This is a genomic window from uncultured Paenalcaligenes sp., from assembly GCF_947630565.1.
Taxonomy (GTDB): domain Bacteria; phylum Pseudomonadota; class Gammaproteobacteria; order Burkholderiales; family Burkholderiaceae_B; genus Paenalcaligenes; species Paenalcaligenes faecalis.
Map to the genome: position 1 here is coordinate 23,362 of NZ_CANRIC010000013.1, position 20,565 is coordinate 43,926.

Annotated in this window: 19 protein-coding genes and 1 tRNA gene; 12 read left to right on the forward strand and 8 right to left on the reverse strand. The window is 46.1% G+C overall.

What is annotated here, in order from left to right; all coding sequences use genetic code 11:
* The first annotated feature begins 240 nt into the window (after positions 1-240).
* The gene (greA, locus tag Q0Z62_RS04370; protein WP_269900338.1) at positions 241-717 is read left to right on the forward strand and encodes a transcription elongation factor GreA; all 477 of its coding nucleotides are present in this window, start codon (positions 241-243) and stop codon (positions 715-717) included.
* Positions 718-817: 100 nt separating this feature from the next.
* Here greA and Q0Z62_RS04375 read toward each other — a convergent pair whose 3' ends face one another.
* Complete coding sequence (locus Q0Z62_RS04375) at positions 818-1,231, reverse strand: YhbY family RNA-binding protein (protein WP_298051290.1); 414 nt, start codon at positions 1,229-1,231, stop codon at positions 818-820.
* Positions 1,232-1,248: 17 nt separating this feature from the next.
* On the opposite strand from Q0Z62_RS04375, the gene Q0Z62_RS04380 reads away from it, so the two are divergent.
* From Q0Z62_RS04380 to Q0Z62_RS04400, 5 genes are all read left to right on the forward strand, one after another.
* Positions 1,249-1,893, forward strand: a complete 645-nt coding sequence (locus tag Q0Z62_RS04380) for an RlmE family RNA methyltransferase (protein ID WP_269900336.1) — start codon at positions 1,249-1,251, stop codon at positions 1,891-1,893.
* Between the two features lie 94 nt (positions 1,894-1,987).
* Positions 1,988-3,937, forward strand: a complete 1,950-nt coding sequence (gene ftsH, locus Q0Z62_RS04385) for an ATP-dependent zinc metalloprotease FtsH (protein ID WP_298051292.1) — start codon at positions 1,988-1,990, stop codon at positions 3,935-3,937.
* Between the two features lie 17 nt (positions 3,938-3,954).
* Positions 3,955-4,797 (forward strand): dihydropteroate synthase, encoded by an 843-nt coding sequence (gene folP / locus Q0Z62_RS04390; RefSeq protein ID WP_298051294.1) that lies wholly within the window; start codon positions 3,955-3,957, stop codon positions 4,795-4,797.
* Positions 4,790-6,130: a phosphoglucosamine mutase gene (gene glmM / locus Q0Z62_RS04395; RefSeq protein WP_298051296.1), complete on the forward strand. Its 1,341-nt coding sequence runs from the start codon at positions 4,790-4,792 to the stop codon at positions 6,128-6,130. Before folP ends, glmM begins: the two co-directional genes overlap by 8 nt.
* An 85-nt stretch (positions 6,131-6,215) precedes the next feature.
* Positions 6,216-6,995, forward strand: coding sequence for a GNAT family N-acyltransferase (locus Q0Z62_RS04400; protein ID WP_298051299.1), 780 nt, complete (start codon positions 6,216-6,218; stop codon positions 6,993-6,995).
* 1 nt (position 6,996) lies between these two features.
* On the opposite strand, the gene Q0Z62_RS04405 is transcribed toward Q0Z62_RS04400, so the two are convergent.
* Positions 6,997-8,502, reverse strand: a complete 1,506-nt coding sequence (locus Q0Z62_RS04405; RefSeq protein ID WP_298051302.1) for a Ppx/GppA phosphatase family protein — start codon at positions 8,500-8,502, stop codon at positions 6,997-6,999.
* A gap of 182 nt (positions 8,503-8,684) precedes the next feature.
* Here Q0Z62_RS04405 and ppk1 point away from each other — a divergent pair, with 182 nt between their 5' ends.
* The 6 genes from ppk1 (at position 8,685) to Q0Z62_RS04435 (ending at position 15,440) form a co-directional block, all read left to right on the forward strand.
* Complete coding sequence (gene ppk1, locus Q0Z62_RS04410) at positions 8,685-10,754, forward strand: polyphosphate kinase 1 (RefSeq protein ID WP_298051324.1); 2,070 nt, start codon at positions 8,685-8,687, stop codon at positions 10,752-10,754.
* A 107-nt stretch (positions 10,755-10,861) separates the two neighbouring features.
* Complete coding sequence (gene pstS, locus Q0Z62_RS04415) at positions 10,862-11,905, forward strand: phosphate ABC transporter substrate-binding protein PstS (RefSeq protein WP_298051304.1); 1,044 nt, start codon at positions 10,862-10,864, stop codon at positions 11,903-11,905.
* A gap of 125 nt (positions 11,906-12,030) precedes the next feature.
* A complete protein-coding gene (pstC, locus tag Q0Z62_RS04420; protein ID WP_298051305.1) occupies positions 12,031-12,969 on the forward strand; it encodes a phosphate ABC transporter permease subunit PstC in 939 nt (312 codons plus the stop codon).
* 11 nt (positions 12,970-12,980) lie between these two features.
* Positions 12,981-13,847 (forward strand): phosphate ABC transporter permease PstA, encoded by an 867-nt coding sequence (gene pstA / locus Q0Z62_RS04425; protein ID WP_298051307.1) that lies wholly within the window; start codon positions 12,981-12,983, stop codon positions 13,845-13,847.
* 30 nt (positions 13,848-13,877) lie between these two features.
* A complete protein-coding gene (pstB, locus tag Q0Z62_RS04430; RefSeq protein ID WP_269902193.1) occupies positions 13,878-14,654 on the forward strand; it encodes a phosphate ABC transporter ATP-binding protein PstB in 777 nt (258 codons plus the stop codon).
* Positions 14,655-14,717: 63 nt separating this feature from the next.
* Positions 14,718-15,440 (forward strand): ABC transporter substrate-binding protein, encoded by a 723-nt coding sequence (locus Q0Z62_RS04435; protein WP_298051309.1) that lies wholly within the window; start codon positions 14,718-14,720, stop codon positions 15,438-15,440.
* A gap of 83 nt (positions 15,441-15,523) precedes the next feature.
* Here Q0Z62_RS04435 and Q0Z62_RS04440 read toward each other — a convergent pair whose 3' ends face one another.
* The 6 genes from Q0Z62_RS04440 to Q0Z62_RS04465 form a co-directional block, all read right to left on the reverse strand.
* Positions 15,524-16,507 (reverse strand): TRAP transporter substrate-binding protein, encoded by a 984-nt coding sequence (locus tag Q0Z62_RS04440; protein WP_298051311.1) that lies wholly within the window; start codon positions 16,505-16,507, stop codon positions 15,524-15,526.
* A 43-nt stretch (positions 16,508-16,550) separates the two neighbouring features.
* Complete coding sequence (locus Q0Z62_RS04445; protein ID WP_298051313.1) at positions 16,551-17,474, reverse strand: 3-hydroxyacyl-CoA dehydrogenase NAD-binding domain-containing protein; 924 nt, start codon at positions 17,472-17,474, stop codon at positions 16,551-16,553.
* A 14-nt stretch (positions 17,475-17,488) separates the two neighbouring features.
* Positions 17,489-18,751 (reverse strand): TRAP transporter large permease, encoded by a 1,263-nt coding sequence (locus tag Q0Z62_RS04450; protein ID WP_298051315.1) that lies wholly within the window; start codon positions 18,749-18,751, stop codon positions 17,489-17,491.
* On the reverse strand, positions 18,738-19,355 hold the full coding sequence (locus Q0Z62_RS04455; protein WP_298051318.1) for a TRAP transporter small permease: 618 nt from the start codon (positions 19,353-19,355) through the stop codon (positions 18,738-18,740). Before Q0Z62_RS04455 ends, Q0Z62_RS04450 begins: the two co-directional genes overlap by 14 nt.
* A gap of 226 nt (positions 19,356-19,581) precedes the next feature.
* Positions 19,582-19,658 (reverse strand) — tRNA-Pro (locus tag Q0Z62_RS04460).
* A 72-nt stretch (positions 19,659-19,730) separates the two neighbouring features.
* On the reverse strand, positions 19,731-20,565 hold an 835-nt coding region (locus Q0Z62_RS04465; protein WP_298051320.1), incomplete at its 5' end, for a phospholipase A.

Genomic DNA, 20,565 nt, shown 5'->3' on the forward strand with positions numbered 1-20,565 from the left:
GAGCTTCGTCTGACTGGCTGGGCAAAATTACCATTAGAACTCTTGCAATTTCAGTCACTTTTGCCGACAATAGAACAAGGCCCCAACGTATTGGGGCTTTGTTTTCAATCGTAATTAATGTGTTTTTTACTTTTTAAGTTATCAATTAAATAATATACTTTTCTTAAACATATTGATTATTCTCTGTCTTGTGCGCTCCTAATCTCTTGGGGGCGTTTTTCATTCTTAATCAGGAAAACTATGTCTGCGATTCCGTTGACAGCGCAGGGCGCTGAACGTCTTAAAGCTGAATTACACCGTTTGAAAACGGTAGAGCGTCCCGATGTGATTAATGCCATCGCTGAGGCTCGCGCTCAGGGCGACCTTTCTGAAAATGCTGAGTATGATGCAGCCCGCGAACGCCAAGCCTTTGTAGAGGGCCGTATTCGTGAGCTCGAAGGAACCGTATCAAACGCTCAAATCATTGATCCCGCTAGCTTAAATGTGGGCGATAAAGTCGTTTTTGGTGCAACAGTAACTATCGAAGACCTGGATTCAGGTAATCAAGTTACGTATCAAATTGTGGGTGATGTAGAGGCCGACATCCGCGAGAACCGTATTTCTGTTTCTAGCCCTGTGGCTCGTGCCTTAATCGGAAAAAGCGAAGGGGATGTGGTCGAGGTCCAAGCCCCCGCAGGTGTTCGTGAATACGAGCTGCTCACGATTGAGTACCGTTAATTCGATCTGATAGGCCGAGCGCTTACTTCGACTAAGCGCTTAGTGAAAATAAAGCCCACCAAAAATCAGTGGGCTTTGTTTTTATTACGAACAGCGGGCCTTAGCGGTTGGGACGAACCTTACCGGATTTTGTCTTTTTTAGACCTGCTGCAGCAAGTTTTTTAGGTGTGTAAGGTTCTGTGGGTTTACGCACGGCACGAGTATTTTCGCTTTCATCCATTAAAACTGACGGGCGCTCGGGGTTTTGGCGGTAAACTGTTAGGATCTTACCAATGTGATGAATAGGCTCTGCAGATAGTTCAGAGCAAATTTGATCGTAAATAGCTTTACGTGCCTCGCGGTCATCGCCGGCGACACGAATCTTAATCAATTGATGCACAGTTAAGTGCACATTGATTTCTTTAAGCACTGCTTCAGTGAGACCATTGTCTCCAATCAGTACGACTGGACGTAAGGCGTGTGCTGCGGCACGTAATTGATTACGTAGCTGAGTAGTAATAGTTAATGTAGGCATAATGAGATTGTACGGGAATGGGCAAGAAAAAAACCTCTAAAGCATGGGTGCATCAGCATATTAATGATCCCTATGTCAAATTAGCACAGCAAAAAGGCTACAGAGCCCGTGCTGCTTTTAAATTATTAGAAATCATAGAGACAGAAAAACTGTTGCATCCGGGCAACGTTGTGGTGGATTTAGGCGCTGCCCCAGGCAGTTGGTCACAAGTCGCACGCGAACGTCTAATGCAAAATGGGCAGATTAATGGCCGTATTGTTGCTTTAGATATGTTGCCTATGGAGCCTATAGAAGGCGTAGAGTTTATTTTAGGCGACTTTAGAGAAGACGCGGTACTTAATCAGTTAAAAAATTTACTCGATGGCCAATCTGTTGACCTTGTAATTTCAGATATGGCCCCCAATTTATCAGGAGTGGCTGCGGCCGATTCAGCCCGTATTGAACACGTGGTTGAATTAGCCTTGGATTTTGCAAATAATCACCTCAAACCCAATGGGGCATTAATTGTAAAAGCTTTCCATGGCAGCGGCTACTCACAATTAGTTAAATCCTTTAAAGAACACTTCCATCAGGTCACTCCGCGCAAGCCAAAATCGTCCCGCGATAGGTCAGCCGAAACCTTTTTGGTTGGGCGTCAATTAAAAAACGCATCGTTACGCTAAGGCATCCCATTATCGGGTAGAATGTTCGGATATGGCTCTTGTACAGCTTATTGTCAGTTTCGCTGTGCAGGTTTAAGCAACTAGGAGGTTGGTGTTGAACAACTCATTTTCCAAAGTCGCAGTTTGGATGGTCATCGCGCTAGTCCTGTTTACTGTGTTTAAACAGTTTGACGGGCGTCCGGCGGCCTCTGACGGTGTGACTTACACCCAGTTTATGGATGATGCGCGCTCTGGTCGCATCTCTAAGGTTGATATTCAAGGCGATACGCTCTATGTAACGCCAGACTCAGGTCGTACGTATTCGTTGACCTCTCCAGGCGATCTCTGGATGGTACCAGAGCTCGTTAAATCGGGGGTTCAGGTCTCAGGAAAGGCCCGAGAGGAACCGTCCTTTTTGACCAGTATTTTCATTTCCTGGTTCCCCATGATTCTATTGATTGGGGTGTGGATCTTCTTTATGCGTCAAATGCAGGGCGGCGGTAAAGGCGGGGCGCTTAGCTTCGGTAAATCCCGTGCTCGCATGCTGGATGAAAACACCAATCCCATTACGTTTGCTGATGTGGCTGGGTGTGATGAGGCCAAAGAGGATGTCCAAGAACTCGTTGATTTCTTGCGTGATCCTACCCGATTCCAACGTTTAGGTGGTCGTATCCCCCGTGGTGTATTGATGGTGGGGCCTCCCGGTACTGGTAAAACCTTATTAGCGCGTGCGATTGCAGGCGAGGCCAAGGTTCCTTTCTTCAGTATCTCTGGTTCTGATTTTGTGGAAATGTTTGTTGGTGTAGGGGCTGCACGTGTACGTGATATGTTCGAAAATGCCAAAAAACAATCCCCTTGCATTATCTTCATTGATGAAATTGATGCGGTAGGTCGACAGCGTGGTGCTGGTTTAGGCGGCGGTAATGACGAACGCGAACAGACATTAAACCAATTACTGGTTGAAATGGATGGCTTTGAAAAAGGCCAAGGCGTGATTGTTATTGCGGCAACAAACCGTCCTGATGTGTTAGACCCTGCTTTATTGCGTCCAGGTCGATTTGACCGTCAGGTGATGGTGTCATTACCTGATATTCGTGGTCGTGAGCAGATCTTGCATGTGCATATGCGAAAAGTGCCTTTAGCACAAAACGTAGATGCTCAAATCTTAGCCCGTGGTACACCAGGGTTTTCTGGTGCTGACTTGGCGAACTTGGTGAACGAAGCCGCGTTATTTGCTGCACGCCGTAATGGTCGTACGGTAGATATGCAGGATTTCGAAAAAGCCAAAGACAAGATCATAATGGGTGCAGAGCGTCGCTCTATGATTATGCCCGAAGAGGAACGCCGCAATACGGCATACCACGAATCGGGTCATGCTTTAGTGGCTCGTTTGTTACCTAAAACAGATCCCGTCCATAAAGTCACTATTATTCCTCGTGGGCGTGCGCTGGGTGTCACCATGCAGTTGCCAGAGGGTGATCGTTACAGCATGGATAAAGCCCACTTGTTGAATATGATTGCTGTCTTGTTTGGTGGACGTATTGCCGAAGAAGTCTTCATGAATCAAATGACCACAGGTGCTTCCAATGACTTCGAGCGTGCTACACAAATTGCTCGTGATATTGTGACTCGTTACGGTATGACAGACTCCTTAGGGCCTGTGGTATATGCGGAAAACGAGGGCGAGGTTTTCTTAGGCCGCAGCGTGACTAAGACCACAAATATCTCCGAGGCTACGATGCAAAAAGTAGACCAAGAGGTACGCAAGATCATCGACGAACAATACGGTATTGCACGTAAACTCATCGAGGATAACCGCGACAAAATGGAAGCCATGACCAAAGCATTGCTTGAGTGGGAAACCATTGACGCGGATCAGATAAATGACATCATGGAAGGCCGTGCACCTCGTCCTCCTAAAGATTTCTCTGATAATGCTCCTTCGGATAAATCAGATAAAACGCCCCCTACTGATGGGGTAAAAGCAGAACAAGAAGTAGCTGAAGTCAAAGCGGTAGATGAAAACAAACCGTCTGATGACAAACCAGCGACAACTCCTGTGTAATTTTTAGTTGTATCTCCATGAAAAAAACATGGCTTTGCGGGCGCTTCGAATTAAGTTTCGAGCGCCCGTTATTGATGGGTATCGTCAACATCACGCCCGACTCATTTTCTGACGGTAATCACTATTTGCAGACGGATGCCGCCATAGCGCATGCCAAGCAATTAATAAAAGACGGTGCTGATATTTTAGATATCGGTGCAGAGTCCACGCGACCTGGGGCTGAGCCCGTGGCATTGGACGAGGAACTACGACGCTTGTTGCCCGTCATAGAGGGGCTGCGAAGTTTAGCTGTTCCTATCTCGGTAGATACGTTTAAACCTGAGGTAATGCGTGCAGTGCTTGATGTAGGCGCTGACATTATTAATGATATAGCGGGATTTAGAGATCCGTTATCTGTGCAGGCCGTGTCTCAATCAAACTGCGGACTTTGTGTGATGCATATGCAAGGAGAGCCCCGTACTATGCAGCAGCAGTCGCACTATGAAGACCTTTATGCAGAGGTGCGGCAGTTTTTAGCGGATAGAGTGCTTGCGTTACGTACCGCGGGGGTGAATCCACAACGAATTATGTTAGATCCAGGCTTAGGTTTTGGTAAAACGGTAGAACATAATTACACCCTTTTACGTGACTTGGATAAAATTCAGATAGACTCGTATCCGTGGTTAATTGGCCTGTCCCGTAAATCGATGATAGGTCATGTCGTTAATCGGTTACCACAGCACCGTTTAGCAGGCAGTTTGGCGGGTATGTTGGCGGCTGTGTCACGCGGTGCTGCCGTATTACGTGTACATGATGTGGCCGAGTCAGCAGATGCCTTAAAGGTTTGGTTAGCCGTAGAAAAAGGAATAAATAATGAGTGATCGTAAGTATTTTGGAACAGATGGCATTCGTGGCGAGGTAGGCGGGGCAACCATTAATGCTGAGTTTGCCTTACGTTTAGGCTATGCTGCCGGTGTGGTGCTTTCCAAAGCACATACCTCTGTAAATCGTCCTACTGTAATTATCGGAAAAGACACACGCATTTCAGGATATATGTTGGAGTCTGCCCTTGAGGCCGGTTTGTCGGCAGCAGGGGTAGATGTGTTATTGGCTGGCCCAGTACCTACGCCTGCCGTCGCTTATTTAACACGTACCTTTCGACTCACTGCCGGTATTGTGATTAGTGCCTCTCATAATCCTTATCAAGATAATGGGATTAAGTTTTTCTCCTCTCAAGGCATGAAATTGCCGGATGAGCTAGAGCTTCAAATCGAAGAGGCCATTGATATGCCCATTCGTTGCGTTAGCTCAGACAAGTTAGGCCGAGCCCGTCGTTTGCCTGATTCTGCTGCACGTTATATTGAGTTTTGTAAAAGCTCATTCCCTAATGAGTTAGATTTAGCGGGCCTAAAACTGGTGGTTGATGCTGCTCATGGCGCGGCCTATCACATTGCTCCTCATGTGTTTAAAGAACTAGGTGCAGAGGTGCATGCGATTGGTTGTGAGCCCAACGGTTTTAATATTAATGATGGCGTGGGTGCCATGTACCCAGAGCATTTGCTAAAGGTCGTTCAAGAGCGTGGCGCAGACATTGGGATTGCCTTAGATGGCGATGCAGATCGTTTGCAAATGGTCGGAAGTGATGGTCGCCTATATAACGGTGATGAGCTACTTTATATGATTGTGCGTGACCGGATGCTAACCCAAGAGATTAAAGGGGTAGTGGGTACGCTAATGACGAACTTAGGCTTGGAGAACCGCCTCAAAGAGCTAGGGGTTGAGTTTGTACGAGCAAATGTGGGCGATCGCTACGTGCTAGAGCAATTGCTAGAGCGGGGTTGGTTGTTTGGCGGTGAAAGTTCTGGCCATTTGTTGTCATTAGACCACCATACGACGGGCGATGGCATTATTGCTGCCTTACAGATTTTAACTGCTATGCGTCATCATGGCTCTTTACTCAGAGAGTTAGTTGCAGATCTTAAAATGTACCCGCAAAAAATGGTGAACGTTGCGTGGCAGCAGGGCAGAGATTGGACGCAATGTGCCGCTCTAGTCCAAGTAAAAGAACAGCTCGAGTCTGAATTAGGTAGCCGAGGCCGCGTTTTAATTCGTCCATCAGGTACTGAGCCTAAACTGCGTCTTATGGTAGAGGCAGAGGACCAGACGCTAGTAGATAGTGGGATTGAACGTCTGCTTGCTGTGGATCTTTCTTAGGTAGGACTTAGGCGTTTCATATAAGCGTCAAAAAAATGCAACATAGCTTTGGCATGATGGCTACATCTTTAGGAGCCAAAAAGCTATGTTGCAAACATCCGTTGTTTCCTCTTTATTTTCTAATCATATTTGGCAAAGTCCTCAAAATGACGGACTGCAATTACGCCTAGCCAAAAATAAAAGTGATTTAAAAGCGGTGCAACGCTTGCGTTTCACTATTTTTAGTGAAGAGATGCAGGCGGTGTTTCCCCAAGGGCATGAAGGCTTAGATCAGGATGAGTACGATGCTTGGTGCGAGCATTTCATGGTGCTGGGCGGGCCTAAGCAAAAAGTCATTGGCACATATCGCATTCTTTTTCCAGAACAGGCTGCTCGATTAGGGCATTATTACTCAGAGTCTGAGTTTGACTTGAGTCCGCTGGGCTCTATTCGTCATGAAATGGTCGAGGTAGGGCGTTCGTGCATACACCCTGAGTATAGAAACGGTAGCGCCATCATGCTGCTGTGGACAGGGATTGCTAATATGATGCGTATGGGTGGCTACCGCTATTTATTGGGCTGTGCGAGTGTGAGTTTGCGTGATGATGGGGTAACGGCGGCAAAAGTCTGGCAAGAGGCGCAGGCATCCATGCAGGCCCATCCAGATGTACCGCGCCTTACGCCCCATCACCGTTATCCCGTGGAGAAGATGGAGCGTGATTTACCGGCCCGTATTCCACCGCTGATTAAGGGCTATTTAAACTTAGGCGCCGTGCTGTGTGGGGAGCCAGCATGGGACCCCGATTTTAATACGGCCGATTTCCCCGTGCTGCTCGATATTACTCAGTTACCTATGCGTTATAAAAAGCACTTTGGCTTAGCTTAAATTACGCCATGAGGTCGTTTTTATAGACGAGCTTAACGCTGAAGTCTGCTTTGGCCCATTCGCTTTGCTCGGTTCGTAATGAAAACTCAGACAAGGGGCGCGCTGCAATCCATTGCTTATCTGCAAAGATCGTTGCCCCTGTTTTGTCGATTTGGACGCGCAAAGGTAAGGGCTCTAAGTCCTCTCGACGACGCATAAGCATAGCGCTTAGGCGTAAGCAGAGTAAGGTAAGCCATTCATGTCGATTGGATGAAAGATTTTTAAGCTTGTCTAGTTTGCCTTGTTGGCCCAATGATAAAAAAGCCAAGAGCGATTGGTCATCTTTAGAGAAACCAGGCATATCCGCATGGCCTAACACATAGGCGGTGTGTTTGTGATAATCACTATGGGCAATAGAAAGCCCCACTTCGTGTAGCTCTGCGGCCCATCCTAAGGCTTTTTCTAGTTCTTCTGTTTCAGGGCTGACTTTTAACCCTAGTTGGCTAAATAACTGTAGGGCGGCTTGTTTAACCCGTAGGGCTTGTTTGACATCTATGTGATAGCGCTTGCTGAGCTGCAGTACGGTTTCTTCGCGTTTATCTCGATCTGAGTCACGGCCTAATAAATCATATAAAACCCCCATACGTAAGGCGCCTTCGCCTCGTTGCATGGTTTTGATTTTAAGTTCTTCAAAAATCGCAATCATAATCGCTAAGCCTGCAGCCAGCACGGGAATACGATGTGGCTTAATGCCAGGCAGATCCTCGACAATGACACGCTTATCTCGTACTAATTTTTTGCGTAATTTGTTCATGCCATCGAGGGTAATACCGCGTTTGGCAAACCCATTGGCAAGTAAAATAGCTTCTATGCCTTTTGCGGTTCCAGATGAGCCAAAGGCTTGTTGCCATCCCGTTTTTCGGTATTGGTGTGCAATGACTTCGATTTCACGTCTTGCTGCCAAAATCGCTTGATTCATACGGTTGTCGGTAATAAGACCCGTGCTAAAAAAGCGATCGGTATAGCTCACACAGCCCATGGGTAAAGAGGACAGTAATTGAGGTTGGGTATTGCGACCAATAATGATTTCTGTTGATCCACCCCCTATATCTACCATGAGTCGACGAGAAGACGACGGAGGTAACTCATTGTTCACTCCAGCGTAAATCAGACGGGCTTCCTCGTAGCCGGAGATGATTTCTATAGGGAAACCAAGGGCTTCTTCGGCGATAGGTAGGATTTCATCACGGTTACTTGCCACTCTAAAGGTGTTAGTGGCTACTGCGCGTACACGATTGGGGTGAAAGCCTTGGATGCGCTCATTAAAACGTTGCAAAATAGTAATGGCTCGTTTAACCGCATCGGGATGAATGCGCTTATCGGGGCCCATTTGTGCCGCTAAACGAACGGACTCATTTAGGCGGTCAATGGCATAGATTTGAGCATGGCCATTGTGTTGTTCCACCCGCCCGATGGATAGACGAAAGCTATTAGAGCCTAAGTCAACGGCGGCAAGTAATTGGTCCATAGGGGTATGCATTTGTGGTGAGTTATGCTGCGATTATACGGTTAAGTAGAAAAAAGCATAGCGATTTACGTTGTGCCTCAGAGCTCTTATTGCGGTGCAGCAACAGTCACCCTGTCATAAACATGTAAAATAGATACAGTATAAGGATTGCGGTACTCATGACGACTTTAGAAGACTGCCCTATGATTCCTAACCCAGATGTAATGCTCGTTAACCGTGAGCTGTCTCTGTTGAAATTCAACGAGCGAGTGATGGCGATGGCGGAAAATCCCTCCACGCCATTATTAGAGCGCTTGCGCTATTTATGCATTGTTAGCTCTAACTTAGATGAATTCTTTGAGATCCGTATTTCCTCTCTCAAAGAGCAAATCGCTCAAGCGCCACATACTGTACGTGCCGATGGTTATACACCCACCGAAGCATTTGCTTGTGTGCAGCAGGCCACCCACGAACTGGTGGATAAGCAAAACCAACTACTTTTAAATCATGTTTTGCCAGCGCTAATGGAAGAGGGCATTGGTTTATTGCGTGCTCCACAATGGAATGAGGAGCAGTTGCAGTGGGCGTATGACACCTTCTCCCGAGAGGTAAAGCCACTGCTAACCCCAATTGGTTTAGATCCAGCTCACCCTTTTCCTCGGGTTTATAACAAAAGTTTAAATTTCATTATCTCTTTAGCTGGCGAGGATGCTTTTGGTCGTACTGGTTCGATTGCGATTGTACAAGCACCACGGGCCTTGCCTCGGTTATTGAAAATGCCGGAACACATTGCAGGCATTCCGCATGGCTATGTGTTGCTGACCGCGTTGATTAGCACCTTTGTCGAGGAGTTATTTCCTGGCATGGATGTAAAAGGCTGTTATCAATGGCGTGTGACACGCAATAGTGATCTGTTCGTGGACGAAGAGGAAATTACAAATTTACGCCAAGCCCTACAAGGCGAATTATCACAGCGTAATTTTGGGGCGGCCGTGCGCCTAGAGGTGGATTTATCCATGCCTGAAAAACTGACGCATTTTTTGCAGCGTGAGTTTTCTCTAACAAGTAAGGACACCTACCCAGTCTTAGGGCCAGTGAACTTGTCACGCTTGTCTAGATTATGTGATGTGCCTGATCGTCCTGATTTGGTCTTTAGTCCGTATCAGGCGCCCATACCGGCTCCATTTGATCATTTAGAGGGGCCTAAGGATTTATTTAAGGCAATCGCTAAACAAGATCAACTATTACATCATCCCTATCAGTCTTTTCAGCCTGTATTAAGCTTTTTACGAGCCGCAGCATTAGATCCTGATGTGGTGGCGATTAAGCAAACGATTTATCGCACAGGAGAAGACTCTGAGTTGATGAATTTGCTCATGCAGGCAGCAAGGGCCGGTAAAGAGGTGACGGTTGTTGTAGAACTCATGGCTCGTTTTGATGAGCAAACCAATATCAATTGGGCGGCTCGTCTCGAAGAGGCTGGGGCGCATGTCAGTTATGGTGTGGTGGGTTATAAGACGCACGCGAAGATGGCGTTGGTATTGCGCAGAGAACAGGGTGATATCCGTCGCTACGCGCACTTAGGAACGGGTAATTACCACCCGCGTACTGCGCGTTTATATACGGACTTTGGGTTGCTTACCGCCAATCAAGCGATTGGTGCTGACATGGAGCAGGTGTTTTCTCAGTTAACCGGTTTAGGCACCAGACGCAATTTGCAGGTGTTGTGGCAATCGCCTTTTAATCTGCATGAAACGATGATGGCGTATATTGAGCAGGAAATTGAGCATGCTAAAGCCGGACGTAAGGCGAGAGTGATGGCAAAGATGAACTCCTTGCTTGAGCCAAAAATTATTCATGCGCTTTATGCGGCTAGCCAAGCTGGGGTGCGTGTTGATTTGATCGTTCGGGGTGCTTGTGCATTACGACCTGGTGTTCCTGGCTTGTCTGAGAACATTCAGGTGCGGTCCATCGTAGGGCGCTTCCTAGAGCACTCGCGGGTATTCTATTTTTATAATCAGGGGGCCGAGGACCTATATATTTCCTCAGCAGACTGGATGGATAGAAACTTTTTCCGACGTGTAGAGCTAGGGGTGCCTATTTTAGATCGTCGTCTAAAACGTCGTGTGATTAATGAGGCATTTCGCTATGCCTTACGTGATAATCAACTGGCTTGGAAAGGCTTGCCTAATGGCAGTTTTGCTCGTGTTCGTAGTCGCAGTGGTACGGTATTTAATTTACATGAGCGCTTAATGCAAGAGCTAGGGCAGTAAATGTATGTTAAAAATACGTTTGTCACGAACATGTAATATTGACGACTTAAACTACTTATAGTTGTCCTAAAAGACTGCTTATTACAAATCATCAAGAGGGTATCTAGATGTTAAAACGTGCTTTTTCTAAACTAACAGTGGGTTTGGCCTTTAGTGCCATGGCTCTATCTGCTCAAGCGGTAAACGTAACAGGTGCTGGGGCTTCTTTTCCTTACCCCATTTACGCAAAATGGGCTGCTGCCTATCACAAAGAAACTGGCAAGCAAGTTAACTACCAGTCCATCGGATCTGGTGGTGGCCAGCAACAAATTATCGCTAAAACGGTAGATTTTGGTGCCTCTGATGACCCGATGAAAGGTGAAGCACTAGATAAAGATAATCTATTGCAGTTCCCTGCTGTAATTGGTGGAACTGTACCTGTCGTGAATATCGATGGTATCGAACCAGGTCAGTTAAAGCTATCTGGCGCAGTGCTTGGCGATATTTACCTAGGTAAGATCACAAAATGGAATGATCCTGCCATTCAAGCGCTTAACGGTGATTTGAAACTACCAGAGAAATCCATTGTAGTGGTACATCGCTCTGATGGTTCTGGTACTACATTTGGCTGGACTAATTACCTCTCCAAAGTGTCTCCTGATTGGAAAGAGAAAGTTGGCGAAGGTAAAGCCGTTAAATGGCCTACAGGTCAAGGTGGTAAAGGTAACGAAGGCGTAGCCGCTTATGTGCGTCAGCTAAAAGACTCCATCGGTTATGTAGAGTATGCCTACGCGAAACAAAACCAATTAGCGTGGACTCAGTTGCAGAATAAAGACGGCGTATTTGTACAGCCTTCTCAAGAAACCTTTGCTGCAGCTGCTGCCAACGCAGACTGGAACAGTGAGCCAGGCATGGGTGTTATTTTAACTGATGAACCTGGTGCTGATTCTTGGCCTGTGACTTCGGCAAGCTTTATCTTGATGCACAAACAGCAAGATAAGCCTGAAAATGCAAAATCAGTATTGACCTTCTTTAACTGGGCATTTGACCAAGGTGCGGACATGGCTACCGAGCTAGACTATGTGCCTTTGCCTAAAGAGGTAACAGACCAGATTAAACAGGTTTGGACTCAGGAAATCAAAACCAAGGATGGTAATGCTATCTGGAAATAATTCTCTAGATATATTGCCAAAACGTTGGTAATAAACAGGACGGTTCCATCTCATGTTGGTGGTACCGTCTTGTTGTGTGACAATACTGCTTTTGCAAAAATCACCAACTCATTAAACACGCTGTCATGAAACCTAATCAGAATGTCTTGTTAGACGTCTTATTCAAGAACGTAACTAAAAGTTTTGCGTTTTTTGTATTTGTATTATTGGCTGCCATTATGGCATCGCTTATTTACGGTAGCCGTGAATCTATTTCTGCTCATGGCCTCGCGTTTTTATGGACCAATGAGTGGGACCCAGTTAATAATCACTACGGTGCTTTAGTACCCATCGTAGGGACTGTCTTTACTTCAGCTATTGCCCTGTTCATCGCCGTACCCGTGTCTTTTGGGATTGCGATGTTTTTGACTGAGCTGTCGCCAGTGTGGCTTCGTCGCCCACTAGGGACTGCCATTGAGATGCTAGCTGCTATCCCCTCCATTATTTATGGTATGTGGGGCTTATTTGTTTTTGTTCCTTTGTTCCAACGTTATGTTCAGCCTAATCTGATTTCCGTATTCGAAGGAATACCGGTTCTAGGCACTATCTTTGCAGGCCCTCCCTTTGGGATTGGTGTGTTTACCGCTGGCTTGATCTTATCGATTATGATCATTCCCTTTATCACTGCAGTCATGCGTGATGTGTTTGAGCTCGTGCCTCCGCTACTCAAAGAGTCAGCCTATGGTCTAGGAAGCACAACTTGGGAAGTCATGTGGCGCGTCGTATTGCCCTTTACTAAAAATGGGGTGATTGGTGGCGTTATGCTAGGTCTAGGTCGTGCATTGGGCGAGACCATGGCAGTGACCTTTGTGATTGGTAATGCCTTTAACCTACCGAATTCTATTTTTGCACCTTCAAACTCGATTGCTTCTGCGCTTGCAAACGAGTTTAACGAGGCCGGTGGTATGCAAAAAGCAGCACTGCTTGAGCTCGGTCTTATTCTTTTCTTAATTACCACTGTGGTATTGGCCATTTCTAAAGTGCTGTTGTTGCGCTTGGCTAAGAACGAAGGTGCTAAATCATAAGCGGCTTAACTATGCAAAACTCACACTCTTCAGTTTTAAACGCGGACAACCCTTTATTTCGTAGCCGAAACCGATTTAACCGCATTATGTTGACGCTTTCCGTCATCGCGTTGATATTCGGCTTGTTTTGGTTATTTTGGATTATCTTAACCTTGTTGGTTAAGGGGGCCTCAGCGTTATCCTTTACATTGTTAACTCAGCCTACACCTCCACCCGGTGGTGATGGTGGTTTGTTAAACGCGATTCTCGGTAGTTTTATGATGGCGGGTATGGGGACAATTATAGGAACCCCTATTGGCATCTTAGCAGGCACTTATTTAGCTGAGTTTGGTCAGCGTGGTTGGTTAGCGCCTGCTACTCGTTTCTTAAATGACGTTTTGTTATCTGCGCCTTCTATTGTGATCGGCTTGTTTATTTATGCTGTACACGTGGCTCAGGTGGGGCATTACTCTGGCTGGGCGGGCTCATTGGCTCTCGCTATTTTAGTGATTCCTGTGGTGGTTCGTTCTACGGACAACATGCTGCAATTAGTGCCTAATAGTTTGCGCGAAGCCGCCGCCGCGTTAGGCTGCCCTCAGTGGCGTATTGTGGTCTACATCAGTTACCGTGCGGCTCGTTCCGGTATTATTACTGGGGTATTGCTAGCCGTGGCACGTATTTCTGGAGAGACCGCGCCTTTGCTCTTTACCGCACTAAATAACCAGTTCATGTCACTGAATATGAATGGTCCTTTAGCTAACCTGCCTGTGGTTATTTTCCAATATGCAGCAAGTCCTTTTGAGGACTGGAACCGTTTAGCTTGGGCTGGTGCTGTATTGATTACGATGTTTGTTCTAACGATTAATATCGTTGCTCGTTCGCTATTTCGCAATAAATAATTTGTCGCCTTTTTTCTACTAAATATGATTATGCAAAGCACTCCTACTATTGAACGTAATAAGATCGAAGTGAAAAACCTTAATTTTTATTATGGTGATTTTCATGCGATTAAAAACGTTAACATGAGCATCAAAGAAAACAAGGTGACGGCATTTATTGGGCCTTCAGGCTGTGGTAAATCCACCTTGCTACGTACCTTTAACCGCATGTATGAGCTGTACCCAGGGCAGCGTGCAGAGGGCGATATTCTATTAGATGGTGAAAACTTATTAACATCTAAGTTAGACATCTCCTTGATTCGGGCCAAAGTGGGTATGGTTTTCCAAAAACCGACACCATTCCCCATGAGCATTTATGACAACATTGCTTTTGGTGTGCGTTTATTTGAAAAACTCAGTAAAGGCGAGATGGATGAACGCGTAGAGTGGGCCTTAACCAAAGCCGCTTTGTGGGATGAGGTTAAAGATAAACTCAAACAAAGTGGTAATGGTTTATCTGGTGGTCAACAACAGCGTTTATGTATTGCTCGTGGGGTCGCGATTAAACCAGAGGTGTTATTGCTGGATGAGCCTACCTCGGCGTTGGACCCGATCTCTACAGCTAAAGTAGAAGAGCTCATTACTGAGCTAAAAAATGACTATACTGTATTGATCGTGACGCATAATATGCAGCAGGCTGCTCGTTGTTCTGATTACACGGCTTATATGTATCTAGGCGAACTCATGGAGTTTGGCGAGACCGATCAGATCTTCGTTAAGCCAGCACGTAAAGAAACCGAAGACTATATTACAGGGCGATTCGGTTAACTCCGAATTCAACCCCCTTATTAAAGCAGCCTTTGGGCTGCTTTTTTTATGGAGACAAAAGGCATGCAAGACGTACAGGCAGTAATGACTGGTTTAGCCCCTCAGGGAGAGCTACGAGTGGCGCTTAATTTTGGTAATACGGTATTAGCACAACGTGGCAAGGATGGGGCCCCATTAGGGGTTGCCGCAGATTTAGCCCGAGAGCTAGCGCGTCGCTTAGGAGTCGTACCACGTTTTATTAGTTATGATGCAGCGGCAAAAGTGGCTGACGCTGTGGAGGAGAATGCGTGGGATCTTGCGTTTATGGCTATTGATCCTAAGCGTGGTGAAAAAATTGATTTCACACAGGCTTATGTGCTGATTGAGGGGACATATATGGTGAGAAATAATTCCGACTGGATGCAAGTGGATGAGCTAGATCGTAAAGGGGTCAAAATTGCTGTGGGGCAGGGCGCTGCTTATGACCTCTTTTTATCGCGTCATCTTACTCAGGCAGAGCTAGTGAAATTACCGACTTCTGCGGCAGCTGTTCATGGTTTCATGGAGCAACATTTGGATGCAGTAGCGGGGGTGCGCCAGACACTAGATGAGTTTGCACAGAACTATGCGGGCTATCGTGTGTTAGATGGCTACTTTACTGCCATTCATCAGGCAATGGCCTTACCTAAAGGGCGAGATATGGCTTTGGCATACGTATCGGATTTTTTGGCAGAGATGAAAAAGAATGGTTTTGTGGCTGAGTCATTGCGCCGTAGTGGGCAGCAAGGGGCGACCATAGCGCCCTAGGTGATGGTAGCAAGCCAGTGCTGATGTCAGCGCTGGCTCAGCGACCTGATTTTTTGCGCTAACACCAGCTACATGGTGTTTGCTTAGTGGGATTTGATTATGTTGGCTTCTGCCTCAAGCGCCGTTAATGTGGGTGATTTTTTACGCCATTCTTTATACCAGTTTTCGATGCTATCGCCAAAGAACTCTTCATTGACCTCAATAATGTTGACACCAGTGCGTTGAATTTGTGCTAAGTAGTCTGTGTCGATTTTATCGTAGGCCAAAATAATTTCATTTAAGTGGGCTGAAATGGTCGTTTGAAGTAATGTTTTTTGAGTTTCAGGCAAGGCATTCCATTTTTTCGCAGAGGCCACGGCCACCATCGGTAGCATCATGTGTGATGAATGCAGTACGGTTTTTGCATTATCAATGTATTTCACATTCCAAGCGCCCTCAAAGTCAATTTGCATCCCATCAATTTGACCATTTGCAAAGGCGTCATAGAGGGCAGGTAGTGGCATAGGGGTCGGCGCCGATCCAACTTTTCGCCAGAAATCGAGTTCAGGCTGAATAGGAATCGTGCGGATTTTTTTGCCTTTTAGTTGATCTACGGACTCAATCTCTTGGCGCATTAAAATTTGACGCATACCCGCCATACCATAACCCAATCCCACAAGCCCCAAGCTATTGAGTTCTTGCAGCATAGTCGTTGCGGTTTCGCCTTGTAGCAGTTGGCTGACCTCTTGTGGAGTATTAACTAAATATGGCGCAAATAGTGCCGCATAGCTTGGGCGCCGATTTGCAATTTCACCTGCCACTAAAAACGCTATATCTAACGCACCACTTTGTAGTTGTTGCAACATCTGGGCTTCGTTGCCTAGTTGTCCCGAGGGAAAAACAAGAACATTCATGTCGCCATTGGTTTTTTCTTTGATTTCTTTGGCTAGATTATTGGCCGAAATTGACCATTGGTGAGAGGGTGGAGTGATTAAACCTAAGCGTATATCAGCAGCCTGAACCGATTGGCCTAATAGGCCTGTGCTAAGGCATAATCCACCAAATAAAGAGAGAAATAGTTTACGCATACGAGTCCTTTTGCTTGTAATAGATAGGATAGGTTGAGGGTGGTTATTGCTCTTGTAGACGCAATAAATCGCGCATTTTTGTATCGCGTTCTGCCACTAAGCTAGCTGTGTTTTTGTGGCCAATCATGGCGGAGAACTGTTGAATTAGCTCGTGTTGAGTTTTTTCATCAAGTTGCGGTGTGCCGAGGCTATCCCACCAACTATCAACAGCAGGAGCAAGGCGTTTCATAAAGCCGGTAAGACCTTCTTCGCCACCAGATAGGTGAAAGATCATCGTAGGCCCACAAACAGCCCAGCGGGCCCCTAGGCCCTCGGTAACGGCTCGTTCTACATCGGTGACGCTGGCATAACCGTTGGTGCTAAGGTAAACGGCTTCGCGCCATAAGGCAGCTTGTAAGCGGTTAATCACATGACCTGTGATCTCTTTATTCAAACGTAGCGTTTTTTTACCAACTGCTTGAAAGAATTGCTCTGCCTGAGTGAGATGACACTCTGCGGTGATAGGCGTGCCTACCAGTTCGACCATAGGCATTAAGTACGGTGGGTTGCAGGGGTGGGCGACAAGAATACGTTCTGGATGTATTGCCTTAGCCTGCAGTAACGAGGGGCTAATACCGGAAGAGCTGGAGTAAATAGGTATTTCGGGCTGGATCAGTGATTCGATTAGAGTCAGTTGCTGCTGTTTTAGCTCTAGCTGTTCGGGTAAGGCTTCGATCACTAACTCGGCGTCATGTAAGCATTCTGCTAAGGTAGGGCAAAAACGAATATGGCCCCCTTGCTTGATTTGATCGGCTTGTTGCATAAAGAGCTCTGCCTGAGCGTAGATTTGGGCTAACTGTTGCTCATTTTCTGGATTGATATCATAAATAGTGACGCGCAATCCACGTAGAGCAAAATAGGCTGCCCAGCCATTTCCTATGACTCCGCCACCAACAATGGCAATGTGCTGAAACGCAGGAGTGACCATAATCAACGATGTCCTTAATGAATAAAAAATAGGGTTAGGGCTGGAAAGAGCACAATGAGTGCGATGACAGCAATGGCCGCTAATAAATAAGGGATAGAAAGCACGGCGATACGCTCCGCTTTGACTCCTGACAGTGAGGAGGCTACGAATAAAGCGGATCCAATGGGTGGCGTTAACAGTCCAAGAACTAAGCTCAAGCACAGCACCACACCAAAATGAAAGGGATCAATGTGATAGATGTTGGTGGCAACGGGCAGCAGTACAGGGACGACTAAAATAATGACAGGGATTGGGTCCATCACCATACCGATTAACAGCAGGGCCGCCACGATTAAGAATAAAAAGGTAGTGGGGCTTTGTGCGACCTGCTGAACCCAATCTGAAAAAAGCATAGGTAGGTTTTCAAAGGTAATAACCCATCCAAATACCTGAGACGCGGCGATAAGTAGCAGGACAATTGCGCAGTTTTGAGCGGCTCGGACCAAGGCGGGACCAATAAAAGAAAAACTCAATTCTTTATAGATAAACTTACCAATCAAGATGGATGCCAAGCAGGCAATCACAGCCGCCTCTGTAGGCGTTGCAATACCTCCGAGAATACAACCGATAATGATAATGGGTATCATTACGGATGGCAAACTATGCAGTAGAGCATGCAGGCGTTGATGCGAGGTTTGACGTTGTGTGTAGGGATAATTGTTTTTACGAGCCAACCAGCCAATAATGGCAAGAAAAGCGAGGCTTAGTAAGAGGCCGGGGATAATCCCTGCCAAAAATAGATCGCCAATTGAGATCTGTGCGATAACACCATAAATAATAAACAGCATAGAAGGTGGAATAATGGGAGCTAGTAAGCCTCCCAATGCTGTGATCGTGATAGAGACATCTTTTGGATAACCGGCTTTTTCCATTTCGGGCACGGCAATACGCGTCATGATGGTGACCTGAGCCACTGTAGATCCTAGGATGGATGCCATCATCATATTAGCTAACAGATTGATGTAGGCTAGACCGCCTTTGACTGAGCCGATGAGTGCGGCGGCAGCGGCCATAAGTCGCCTAGCAATTCCGCCTTCGTGCATGCATTCGCCCAGCAAGATAAACAAAGGTAGAGCTAATAAGCCATAGTTCTCTAATCCACCAAAAAACTGCAGAGGGTAGGAGCTAAGTAAAACCGTATGTTCGGAGGCATAGATATAGACCAGTGCTGTAATGGCTAAAACAAAGGCAATAGGCACACTTAACAAAAGCAAAACAAAAAAACTAGCAGCTACCATGTCGGCCTCCTTTGAGAAGCAGCGACTGTATGCTCTTTAGTACGTTTGCAACGCAATGAATGAGTGAGCCTATGCAAAAAATAGGCAAAATCAGCCATGTCCAATATTTTTTAATCCCCAGTGTCATCGTTGGTTCTTCGTATAAGAAATTAAACTCAGTGCTAGAAAACGCATTCAGATCAACCCCATGCATAATGATTAAGCCGTAAGGGTCAAAAATCACAAAGAGTAAATACAGAAAGAAACTGAAAAAACTGATTAATACGAGATCCACCGCTAGCTGTAGTCGGTGTTGATTGTGTTGGCTAAGCTTATCTTTGAGTAAGGTGATAGCAATAGCCGATCGATAATGCATACCGGCAGAGGCCGATAAGAGTGCCATCCAAACCATGCTCGTTACAGCCGCCTCATCAATCCAGTAAAGGGAATTGCTATTAAGACGCGTAATGATATTGATTAGCAATAACAAAAAAATAAAAGCCATAAAAGAGCCCGCTGCGAATAACTCCGCGCGAGCGAGACGATGGCTGATGTGGTCTAAGGCTTCGGTCAGCACCGCAAAGCGTGGCTTTGGGTGAGAGTTGCCATGGTGTAAACAATCCATATCAATCTTCGGTACTTAGTTGCTAGAGTGTGTTGTAGCGTCATAAGACATACAACGAATTCATCTAGTGTAGTATGAATTTGAGCGGATAGCTGAAGAGTTGTGTGTCTTGAGTGATGTCATGCATTAAATAAAGCAAACTACCAAAAAACTACCAAAGTCCATACAAAAGAAAAAAGGACTTAGGCGTTTTATCGCTTAAGTCCTTGATTTTCTTTGAGAAATTTGGTCGGGGCGATAGGATTCGAACCTACGACCCTCTGGTCCCAAACCAGATGCGCTACCAGGCTGCGCTACGCCCCGAAAGATTTAACTATAGCACGCATTAAAATAAAAAAGCAAGCTTTTCATGAAAATATAATGAATAGCTTCGTTTTAGGGGGTTAGCGCAATCCCAAAACGCACTTGAGACTGACTGCGACGATTGTAATGCAACAAGGTTTCGCCATAGCCCCTATAGAATTGCGCGTATAAATAACCGTTCATATTCAATGGGGTGCGTTGCAATGGCCAAGATACATCAACTTGAGATGTTTTGCGTCCTTGCTTGCCCTGCTGATAAGCACCTGTTACAGATAGACCATGTTCTTGTTGCCAGCGAAGCTGCCATGCCACATTACCCATGTAGTCTTTGTAGTCTGCATTATCACTGCTAACAGCGAAATAGGATTTAAAGCGGGGCATAAAGCTCAGTGTGCTGCCACCACCAAAGACATAGTTAAATTCTGGCTGGATAAATACGTCATTGATAGAGCGTGAGTCGACCCCACTTTTGCCATTTGACGCGTGCTCTACCCCCGTGTTTAAGCCAAAGTAAAAGGGGCTGTTTTCATTTTGCCATAGTTTTTCTTTGCGCCAGAACAAGCTAGGGTTGTAAGTGGTATCAACAAAGGGCATGGAGTCAGAGCTTAAATCCCATAAAGAGCGTTGTGTGTAGGCAAGGTACAAATGATTATGAAATTTGGCCTCTTTCTCATTTTCGGTATTAAAGAGTCGGTATTTAAAACTGATTTGAAAGCGAGCATTCGCTTTGGGTTCTGAGCCTACAATAAAGTAAATCGGATCATGGGAGGAGATCGCACTACGAAAGTTGTTAAAGGCTTGTTGGCTCAGGGGGCTGAGAGGTGCTTGAGCAACGGCTGGACCCGTAGTGGGTGAAATGCCTTTGCGCTCTAATTGCTCAGCGTCTATGACCGGGTCCATCTGTCCA